This is a genomic window from Streptococcus sp. VTCC 12905 (assembly GCF_049893385.1).
Classification (GTDB): domain Bacteria; phylum Bacillota; class Bacilli; order Lactobacillales; family Streptococcaceae; genus Streptococcus; species Streptococcus suis_AA.
In genome coordinates, this window is record NZ_JBMVJC010000027.1 from 20,257 (window position 1) to 31,245 (window position 10,989).

9 protein-coding genes are annotated in these 10,989 nt (G+C 38.6%); all 9 read left to right on the forward strand.

The window, feature by feature from the left end:
• Positions 1-12: 12 nt before the first annotated feature.
• The 9 genes from der to greA all read left to right on the forward strand — a co-directional run bounded on the left by der (position 13) and on the right by greA (position 10,852).
• Entirely contained in the window at positions 13-1,323 is a 1,311-nt protein-coding gene (der, locus tag ACPC58_RS09125; protein WP_024391139.1) for a ribosome biogenesis GTPase Der, read from the forward strand.
• A gap of 232 nt (positions 1,324-1,555) precedes the next feature.
• Positions 1,556-1,894, forward strand: coding sequence for an MFS transporter (locus ACPC58_RS09130; RefSeq protein WP_274504609.1), 339 nt, complete (start codon positions 1,556-1,558; stop codon positions 1,892-1,894).
• A 1-nt stretch (position 1,895) separates the two neighbouring features.
• Positions 1,896-2,204, forward strand: a complete 309-nt coding sequence (locus tag ACPC58_RS09135; RefSeq protein ID WP_274504610.1) for a hypothetical protein — start codon at positions 1,896-1,898, stop codon at positions 2,202-2,204.
• A 506-nt stretch (positions 2,205-2,710) separates the two neighbouring features.
• Positions 2,711-5,803 (forward strand): DEAD/DEAH box helicase, encoded by a 3,093-nt coding sequence (locus tag ACPC58_RS09140; RefSeq protein ID WP_434065841.1) that lies wholly within the window; start codon positions 2,711-2,713, stop codon positions 5,801-5,803.
• 80 nt (positions 5,804-5,883) lie between these two features.
• Positions 5,884-6,561, forward strand: coding sequence for a hypothetical protein (locus tag ACPC58_RS09145; RefSeq protein WP_277836818.1), 678 nt, complete (start codon positions 5,884-5,886; stop codon positions 6,559-6,561).
• Positions 6,554-7,885 carry a UDP-N-acetylmuramate--L-alanine ligase gene (gene murC, locus ACPC58_RS09150; RefSeq protein ID WP_217374734.1) on the forward strand — a complete coding sequence of 444 codons (1,332 nt, stop codon included), beginning with the start codon at positions 6,554-6,556 and terminating at the stop codon, positions 7,883-7,885. Before ACPC58_RS09145 ends, murC begins: the two co-directional genes overlap by 8 nt.
• A gap of 54 nt (positions 7,886-7,939) precedes the next feature.
• A complete protein-coding gene (locus ACPC58_RS09155) occupies positions 7,940-8,425 on the forward strand; it encodes a GNAT family N-acetyltransferase (protein WP_172036306.1) in 486 nt (161 codons plus the stop codon).
• A 71-nt stretch (positions 8,426-8,496) separates the two neighbouring features.
• Positions 8,497-10,290 (forward strand): endolytic transglycosylase MltG, encoded by a 1,794-nt coding sequence (mltG, locus tag ACPC58_RS09160; protein ID WP_434065842.1) that lies wholly within the window; start codon positions 8,497-8,499, stop codon positions 10,288-10,290.
• Between the two features lie 79 nt (positions 10,291-10,369).
• Positions 10,370-10,852, forward strand: a complete 483-nt coding sequence (gene greA, locus ACPC58_RS09165; protein WP_418127093.1) for a transcription elongation factor GreA — start codon at positions 10,370-10,372, stop codon at positions 10,850-10,852.
• The last annotated feature ends 137 nt before the right edge of the window (positions 10,853-10,989 follow it).

Sequence of the window (10,989 nt, forward strand, 5' to 3'; positions counted from 1 at the left end):
AGAGGAGGAGCTATGGCTCTACCAACTATCGCCATCGTTGGACGTCCCAACGTTGGTAAATCAACCTTATTTAACCGTATTGCAGGGGAACGTATTTCTATCGTAGAAGACGTGGAAGGTGTGACCCGTGACCGTATCTATGCTACTGGTGAGTGGCTGAATCGTAAGTTTTCCTTGATTGATACAGGTGGTATTGATGATGTGGATGCACCTTTTATGGAACAAATCAAACATCAGGCTGAGATTGCCATGGATGAAGCCGATGTCATCGTCTTTGTTGTATCAGGTAAGGAAGGTGTGACAGATGCAGATGAGTATGTATCTCGTATCCTTTATAAGACAAACAAACCAGTTATTTTGGTTGTCAATAAAGTTGATAACCCTGAAATGCGTAATGACATCTACGATTTCTATTCACTCGGTCTTGGAGATCCTTATCCAGTATCTTCTGTTCACGGTATCGGAACAGGGGATGTCTTGGATGCTATCATTGAAAACCTACCAGCTCAGGAAGCAGAAGAAAATCCAGATATTATCAAGTTCAGCTTGATTGGTCGTCCGAATGTTGGTAAATCCAGCTTGATTAATGCTATTTTGGGCGAAGAGCGCGTGATTGCTTCTCCAGTAGCTGGAACGACTCGTGATGCCATTGATACGCACTTTACAGACCCAGAAGGTCAAGAATTTACCATGATTGATACCGCAGGGATGCGCAAGTCTGGTAAGGTCTATGAAAATACGGAGAAATATTCCGTTATGCGTGCCATGCGTGCCATTGAACGTTCGGACGTCATATTGATGGTCATCAATGCTGAAGAGGGTATTCGTGAGTATGACAAACGCATCGCAGGTTTTGCCCATGAAGCCGGCAAGGGAATGATTATCGTGGTCAATAAGTGGGATACGCTTGAAAAAGACAATCATACCATGAAGCAGTGGGAAGACGACATTCGTGACCAATTCCAATACTTGTCCTATGCACCGATTATCTTTGTATCGGCTTTAACAAAACAACGTTTGAATAAGTTACCTGAGATGATTAAAGCCATTAGTGAAAGCCAGAATACCCGTATTCCATCGGCTGTTCTCAACGATGTCATCATGGATGCTATTGCTATCAATCCAACACCAACTGATAAGGGTAAACGCCTAAAGATTTTCTACGCGACTCAAGTTGCGACCAAGCCACCGACATTTGTGGTCTTTGTCAATGAAGAAGAACTCATGCATTTTTCTTACATGCGTTTCTTGGAAAATCAAATCCGCAAAGCCTTTGTATTTGAAGGGACACCGATTCATTTGATTGCACGGAAACGGAAATAATAACCTGCATTCACAGTTCAGCACTTCTATTCAAGGCTAGTTTTTCAGCTACTCATCGTTTATTTTTTCAAAATACAGTCAGTATTCCCACAAATAACTGCCTTGATTAGCGAAAAAACTATCTCTTATATACAAACACTTCACTTGTGAATACAGGTTCGAAAAGAGGGCAACCTCTTTTTTCATTGCAAGTATTCACAAATATTCTAGAATGAAAGTAGGAGTAATTTGTATGATATCAATCCCAATATGGCGATTATTCTTTCTATTGCTTTCGATCTTGGCCTTCTATTCCATTTTCTATGAAGATAGTCAGTATAAACCATTCGGTTTTCATTATTGGCTGGGTCTGGTCGCCTGTCTTTGGGTTACTTTTGCGACCTTGATCTCCTATTTTATTGCTTTTACATATGGTCCAACCATGGTCTATAATCGATTTGAACAGCCTACGGTATTGCTTTTCATCTTCTTTTTGTTATGTGCAATTGGCCTTAGCTTCCTATCCCTATATGCGATTAAATCCCTCGTCCGACGAACAAAGTATTACCGACAGGTCAGAAAGGAAGACTAGTGTGGATTTTTTGGTTGAGTTGTTGGTTGAGTTTTTGACTGGTCTAGCAGACTTTGCTGAAAGGAAACACCCTCCCTTTGGATTTCGCTACTGGCTAGGTTGGTTAGGAGTTCTGATTCATGTCTTACTCTTTGCCTTGCTTACTTGTGTGACCGTCTTCTTTTTCGTATTTTTCTTGGAAGGAAAAGGCTTGATTCACGGAGTAGTGGCAATTGTTTTCTTGTTGTTTGCTCTATTTTGGCTTTGGAAATGCGGAAAAACAATCTTGAAAATGTGGCAAGTAACGATTTATTATTTAGCTATTCATTAGAGACATCAGATTTACAGCTGGTGTTTTTTTTGATGCCTAGTCGGGGAAAATTCCCTTAAAATCTGCTATAATGGAATGATAATGATTTTGATATAGACAATACTCAATGAACATCAAAAGTAGCCTAGCTTCAACTACCTTGGAGATAGTTGAGGGTTGAAAATATAGAGAATGGTGTTCGTGACATTAAGCCGAAGACAAAACTCTGTCACTTTCTTATTTCAAGGTGACAGGCTGAAAAGCTCCATTTGTAGCTTTTCACTCATCAAGGCTTTTGACAATGGTTAATTTTGATTTTTGAAGAGTATTAGTATTGTCATGTAGTTTACAAGAAGGTTTGGATGACCTTATGAGGTTGAAAATAGGGAGTGTAGTTCACAATAGTCGTAATGGTCAGACGTGCAGTGAGAAGCAGGATTGCAAATATTTGCTACGGAAATCGGATTTCTAGCTTGTCACACTTTGCATTATTAAAAAAACAAATGACAAAAAGAAAAGGAGCTTGAATGGGTCGTATGATGCCGGGGCGGATTCGCCAAGAAGGAATTGATTTATACGAGGCTGGACAATTGACAGTTCTTCAAAGTAAGAATGGCAAAATGGAGCTTGATATTGCCGGAGAACACTTTGTGTATGGAGATGAGGATAGCGATCTACAATGTAGCTGTCAATTATTTCAGAGCAAGGGTTACTGCCAACATTTAGCTGCTACGGAGTATTTCTTGAAAAATGATAGGTCGGGCAAGGATATAAGTCAATCCATGAAAGAAGAGGGGGATGAACATAAAGAAACCGTTCGTCGAACCTATTTTGGTGGTCTATTTTTAGATGAGATTCTTCGTCCAAAGCCAGAAATGGGGATCAAGTATCAGTTATCTGTGGAAGGAAGTTTGTTGCCTTTTGATCGTCAGATTGATTGGACTTTGAAAATTTCCCGTCTGCCAGATAGTCGTTCTTATATTGTAAGAGATATTGGTGCATTTTTGCGTCTGGTAAAAGTTAATGGTTATTACCAAATTGGAAAAAATTATTATGAGCTGGTTGCGTATGAAAATTTTGATGAGCCGAGTCAGGCTTTATTAGAATTTCTATGGAATTTGGTACCAGAGAAAGTTGGATTGGACTCAGATATTCTTATACATTTTGGAAGACATTTTCGCTTACCTCAGGCCTATTTTGAAGAAGGGCTGGAATTGCTGAACCAGCTAGCTGTATTTGAATTTTCGTATCAGCAGCAATCTTATCGTTCTATGAACGTTTTTCCGTTGAGTGAAGATGCAGGTTTGTTTCACTTTGATGTAACGGTCCACACGCACATGATTGAAATGGTCATTCATGAGAAATCTTATCGACAGCTATTTCAAGGGCGTTTTCTATTGGTGGATGGGATTGTTTATAGTGTCAATCGCTGGCAAGAAAATCTGATTCGCTATCTATCAGAATTAGTCCCAACTGAATCTGGCCATAAAAAAGTTCAAGTTGATTTCAGCGATCAAGATCGACTGGCACTGAGTTTATTAGATTTGCAAACGATTGGTAGTGTGTCAGCTCCAAAACGGTTTAGGATACATGATTTTAAGCCAGAGTTTTACATTAAGATGGAAGCAGATGGTCGTCTATGTTTGCAATTGCTGTTAAACTTTGGTGGTAGAATGGTAAGCAGTGAAGAGGAATTAGCTCTATTACCATTTGCGAGCCATTTCCAACACTTGGAGGCTGTTTTTCAAACAATCAACCTTGCTGGTTTTCATGGAACGTATAAGGCTTATAGGGCTTCGCTTAGTCAAACAGAGTTATATCCTTTTTTCCGTCAGCAAGTACCAGCTTTGGAAAAAATGGGGAAAGTGGTCTTATCAGATGATATTCAAGATTTAATCATTGAAGCTAAGCCACAAATAGAGGTGACTCGTAATGGTTCACTTTTGGATATTTCTTTTGATTTGTCCGAAGTTGATCCGATTGAAATTGATCAGGCTATTCAGGCTTTATTAAATCAAGAAGACTATTATACTAGTACCAGTGGAAAGGTCTTAGTCTTTGATGAAGACACAAAGAAAATTAGTCAAACACTTATTAACTTACGAGCCCGCCACAATCAAACTGGACAACTTCAGGTCCATGCTTTAGTAGGATACCAATTGTCTCAATCTTTTGCAAACTTTGAACAAGTCCAATTTACGAAAGAGTTTTTAGAAATGGCGACCTATCTCGCTCAGCCAGAACGTTTCCCACTTCCTGAATTGAGAGTCACTACCCCGCTTAGAGATTATCAACAGATTGGTGTTAAATGGTTATCTATGTTAGATACTTATGGTTTTGGAGGGATTCTAGCTGATGATATGGGATTAGGAAAGACCTTACAAACCATCTCTTTTCTGACTAGTCGACTAAGTGAAGACTCAAAAGTATTGATATTGGCACCTTCCAGTCTCATTTACAATTGGTTAGAGGAGTGTAACAGATTTGCACCTGAACTTGATGTGGCTGTTGTTCATGGTACCAGAGAACAACGTGAAGAGATTATTGCAAATAGAAAGCAAATTTTAGTGACATCTTATCCGTCCTTTAGGCAGGATGTAGAGCTATACAAGCAGGAGAGATTTGATTACCTCATTTTGGATGAGGCTCAGGTCATGAAAAATGCCCAATCAAAAATTGCCCAATTACTTCGTGAATTTGAAGTAGGGAACTGTTTTGCCTTATCTGGAACACCGATTGAAAATCACTTAACAGAATTATGGTCTATTTTCCAAATCGTTCTTCCAGGATTGTTACCCAATAAGCAAGCCTTTAGTAAGATGACAGCTAAAGAATTAGCTCGAACGATACAACCATTTGTGTTGAGGCGTCATAAAGAAGATGTTCTCAGAGAGTTACCAGATTTAATTGAAGTCAATGTTCTGAATGAATTAACTGATGAACAAAAGACAGTTTATTTAGCACAACTTCAACAAATGCAATCACAAGTTCTTGGTGCAACTGATGCGCAAATTAATCGAAGTAAAATCGAAATTCTGTCGGGAATCACTCGATTAAGGCAGATTTGCGATACTCCAAGCCTATTTTTGGATTCCTATAAGGGGGAAAGTGGCAAGTTAAATAGTTTGAGAGAATTATTAATTCAATTAAAAGAAGGGAATCGGCGAGTTCTTATTTTTTCTCAGTTTCGAAATATGTTAGAGCAAATTGAGTCTCAACTGGAAGAAATTGGATTAACATCCTATACCTTAACTGGCTCAACTCCTGCAAATCAACGACAGGAAATGACTCGAGCATTTAATGCAGGCAGCCGAGATGCCTTTCTTATTTCATTGAAAGCAGGCGGTGTTGGACTGAATTTAACAGGAGCTGATACAGTTATTTTAGTAGACTTATGGTGGAATCCAGCTGTTGAAGCACAAGCCATCAGTCGTGCCCACAGAATGGGTCAAACAGAGATGGTTGAATGTTACCGATTGATTACTCGTGGGACTATTGAAGAAAAAATTCTAGAGCTACAAGAGAATAAAAGAAATCTTGTAAAGACAGTACTTGATGGGAATGAAAGCCGCTCACAATTAACTGCAGAGGATATCCGCGAGATTTTAGGAATCCAATAGGTGTACATATAGGTGTATATATACAGGATAAGGAAAATTTACAAAAATGTGGTATAATATGTCTTTGAAAGGAATGACTTATGATTCGACAAGCGAGAAAATTTCCATTAGTTGCAGATAACGAGATTCTGATTGGTGCTAACCCTGTAATGAGTTTATATGATGAAAGTGATTTAATCAGTAATATTAAAGGGCCGTATCAGGAGCGAGATTTCGTAATGGCTACAGAAAAAAAGAAGTCGGCTCAAGATAGTTCTAGCTCCCAGTCAGAAGACGAGCTATTACCACCACTTTTTGAAGCTACACCGAGTCGATACTCAAGAAAAGATCGGCAACAGTTAGTAAGAGTCAAATCACCTGCTGAAAAAACTCAAGGACAACTGGCTCGCGAAAAAGCAAGAGAGGATTTAAAGAAAAAGCGGTCGGCTGGTTATTTGAGAGATGAGAAAACTGTGATTCAACCATCTCGTGTCCGACCAGTTGTTGTTCCATCTGAAACTACAGTTGGAACAAAAGTGGATAGACTGACTCGCTTGGCTAATAATTTACGTCAGTCAGAGTATATTTTAGCGGATATGCCAACTGTCTATTCACTCAAGAAAGAGGATCGTAAACAAGTTCAATCTGTAAAAAAGAATTCTTACGATTTTTTGAAAAAAAGCCAAGTCTATAATTATCCAGAACGGACCATTCAGAGAGAACGTCAGCTTGCACAGGAATTGAATTTAACACATATAGAAGAGGAACGAAATGTCTAAAGTCTATCACTTTATTGGAATAAAAGGGTCTGGTATGAGTGCGCTCGCTTTGATGTTACATCAAATGGGGCACAAGGTACAGGGGAGTGATGTAGAAAAGTATTACTTTACTCAAAGAGGGCTGGAACAAGCTGGCATTCCAATCTTTCCATTTGATGAAAAAAACATCACAGCGGATGTTGAATTAATTGCAGGTAACGCCTTCCGTCCAGACAATAATGTTGAAATCGCATTTGCTGATGAACATGGGTATACCTATAAACGCTACCATGAATTCTTGGGCGAATTTATGAAAGACTTTACAAGTCTTGGTGTTGCAGGTGCCCATGGTAAGACCTCAACAACAGGGCTCTTAGCGCATGTTATGCGTAATATTACGGATACATCGTTTCTAATTGGTGATGGTACTGGCCGTGGTTCAGCAAATGCTCAGTATTTTGTATTTGAGTCAGATGAATATGAACGTCATTTTGCACCCTACAATCCGGAGTATAGCATCATCACAAATATTGACTTTGACCACCCTGATTACTTTACAAGTCTTGAAGATGTATTTAACGCTTTCAATGATTATGCAAAACAAGTAAAAAAAGGTCTCTTTGTATATGGTGAAGACGAGCAACTTCGAAGAGTCACTGCAAATGCTCCCATCTTTTACTATGGTTTAAACGAAAACAATGATTTTATTGCCTATGACCTCAAACCTTCTACTACAGGATCACAGTTTAAGGTGCGTCACGGCGAGGAAGAGTTGGGTGAATTCCAAATTCCGACATTTGGTAAGCATAATGTGATGAATGCAACAGCTGTTATTGCTACCCTTTATGTCGCTGGTTTCGATTTGCAGTTGGTTGCAGAGCATTTGAAGACTTTTGGTGGTGTAAAACGTCGCTTCACAGAAAAAGTGGTTAATAACACAGTCATTATTGATGACTTTGCTCACCATCCAACTGAAATCATTGCGACGATTGATGCCGCACGTCAAAAATATCCTAGTAAAGAATTGGTTGCCATTTTCCAACCACATACCTTTACTCGCACCATTGCCCTCTTGGATGAATTTGCAGATGCTTTGAATGGTGCTGATGCAGTATACCTTGCTCAAATTTATGGTTCAGCACGTGAAACAGATAATGGTCAGGTCAAGGTAGAAGATTTGGCAGCTAAAATCAATAAAAAAGGTGGCTTACTTACTGTTGAAAATACCTCACCGCTGTTGGATCATGACAACGCAGTCTATGTATTTATGGGAGCAGGTGACATTCAGTCATATGAGTACTCATTTGAAAGACTTTTGTCCAGCCTTACAAATAATGTTCAATAAAGTGGAAGACGGAGGCTTTTAGCCCCTGTTTTTCCGCTATTTAAGGGAAAATGTATGGAAATTCGTTTTGCAAAATTCTCAGATTTAGAGCAAGTAGTGGAGCTTGAACAAGCTAATTTTTCAAGCCAGGAACAAATTTCGGAAGCTGTCCTTGCTACCTATCTTGACAGGCTTCAAAAAACATGTCTTGTAATGGAAAACAATGGTGAATTAGTGGGCTTTATCCTCTCATGCCCATGCACCACTCCTAAGGTGACAGATGCGATTTTTTATTTATCTTCTGATACCATTCCAGTTGGTAATTATCTGGCTATTGCTAGTTTATCTGTGTCGAAAAATTATCAAGGACAGGGAATTGGAACACTATTAATAGCAGCGTTGAAAGAAGTTGCTCTTCAAGAAGGTTATGTGGGAATTGCTTTAACTTGTAAAGAAGTTTTAGTCGGTTATTATGAAATAAATCATTTTACAGATTTCGGACCTTCTGAGTCTGAATTTGGTGGTACTTCATGGTTTGATATGTACTGGAATGCTCCCTAAAACAGGAATTTCTTGCATTTATAAATGCTTTAAGTTATAATGAATGGTAACTGTGTGAAAGGAGTGTAATTGTGACGAAAGAGAATGACAACAGTGCACAGCCTTCAAGTTTTCGTGATCAAATTTTACGTGAACTCGAAGAATTGAAAGCGCAGCGCCTTGAAGGACAACCGGAAGAGACCTTGTCTCAAGTAAATGATAAAGTTGTTGAGGAGATTGAGGCAATCGCTTCTGTTTCGAAAAATGAAATTGATCATAGTGAAGTCGCTGAATTCGAACCAGAAGAGCTTCCAAAAGTATTAGAAGAGCGTGCTGATGAGAGTATTTCAGACGAAATAACAGTATTGGATGAAAAACAAACTGATAGCAACGTGGGAGATCAACCACAACCTGTATTACAAGATACAGTTGAGCGTAATTTGGAAGAACTTAGAAATTTCATTTCAGCTAATTCAGAACTTTTAGGAGATCAGTTGCTTGAATCTGAAAAAATGGGTTCTGCTTCAGTTCAGTCTGAAGAGAGTTTTGATGCTCATTCAACAAGTCCATCGTTAGAGGACACATTTATCGACTTCCCTAAAGAAGATGTTTCGACTGTTACTGGTGATACAGAAATTATTCCACTGGAAGCGACTTTGATAGCCCCTTCAGTGGCAGTTTCAAAAGAGCCAATAAAAGTCGAAGAAAGTCAACCAAGACGTCGTACACATAGTAAAAATAAGCAAAAACGAAAGAAACAGGACAGAACGGCAAAAAGAATTGTTGCGGTGGTTATGTCATTGGTAGTTGTCTTCTTTTTAGCTACTTGTACGTTTGGTTTCTTCTGGGTAAAATCAAGCTTGGAGCCTATTAATACTGAAGCCACAAAAACAATTCAAGTGGAGATTCCTGAAGGATCCTCTACTAAGGAAATCGCAAATATTCTCTTTGAGAATGACCTAATAAAAAATGCTACTGTTTTTAATTATTACTCAAAAATTAAGAGTTATAATAATTACCAGAGTGGATTTTATAACCTATCGCAAAGTATGTCAGTAGATGATCTTGCGAAAGCTTTGCAAGAAAGTGGAACACCGACTGCTCAAGAGGAACCTGCAGGAAAAGTGTTAATCGTTGAAGGTTATACACTTACACAAATTGCGAATTCAGTTACATTGAATGCTAAAACGGATGATAAAACTGATAAAACACCATTTACCAGTGAGGAATTTTTAGCTACAGTAACAAATCAAGAATTCATTGATCGAATGGTTGCAACCTATCCAAACTTATTTGCTAGCCTACCTGCTGCGGATAGTGGGGTTATTTACAGATTAGAGGGTTACCTCTTCCCAGCTGTTTATGATTATTATGACGATACAACAATCGAAGACTTGGTTGAGCAAATGATTTCAACAACAGATGCTCGCCTTCAACCTTATTATGAAGCAATTGCTAATAAAAACCTAACTGTAAATGAAGTACTGACACTTGCGTCCCTTGTTGAAAAAGAGGGATCAACAGATGAAGATCGTCGTAATATTGCAAGTGTATTCTTTAATCGCTTAAATGCAGGAATGCCTCTTCAGTCCAATATTGCAATTCTCTATGCCCAAGGTAAACTAGGAGAGGAAACAACTTTGGCCGAGGATACGAATATTGACACTTCAATCGAATCTCCTTATAATATCTATTGGAGAGCAGGCTTGATGCCTGGTCCGGTTGATAGTCCAAGTCTGGCTGCGGTTGATGCAGTAATTAATGCGAATACAACTGACTATCTCTACTTTGTAGCTGATGTTACAACAGGAACAGTTTACTTTGCGCAGACTATTGAAGAACATGATCAAAATGTTGCAAATTATGTCAATGCGCATTTAGAATAAATTAGTCTTTACTAGAACAAAATTATGTGGTATTCCACATAATTTTGTTTTCTTGAAAAAAATGAAAGAGGAAAAGAACATGGCAGAAAAAACATATCCAATGACTTTGGAAGAAAAAGAAAAATTAGAAAAAGAGTTAGAAGAATTAAAACTCGTTCGTCGTCCAGAAATTGTGGAACGCATTAAAATTGCACGTTCATATGGGGACCTTTCAGAGAACTCTGAATATGAAGCGGCAAAAGATGAACAAGCTTTTGTTGAAGGTCAAATTTCAACGATTGAAACCAAAATTCGCTATGCTGAAATTGTAAATAGTGATGCTGTTGCTGCAGACGAAGTGGCAATTGGTAGAACAGTAACAGTTCAAGAAGTTGGTGAGACAGAAGAAGAAGTTTACCATATTGTCGGTGCAGCTGGAGCTGATGCTTTTGCCAATAAAATTTCTAACGAAAGTCCAATTGGTAGAGCCTTGATTGGTAAGAAGACAGGGGATGTAGCTACAATTGAAACACCAGCAGGTAGCTATGATGTGAAAATTCTAGGTGTTGAAAAAACTAAATAATAGTGTGGAGAGAGTCGTAAGATTCTCTCTTTTTTATTCACGAAGGTACTAAAAAAGATTGTAAGCGCCCCATAACAAGGTATCTATCCAATCACTCCTTCCTCCAGTATACTGTTATAAAAAACAAACTGGAGGAT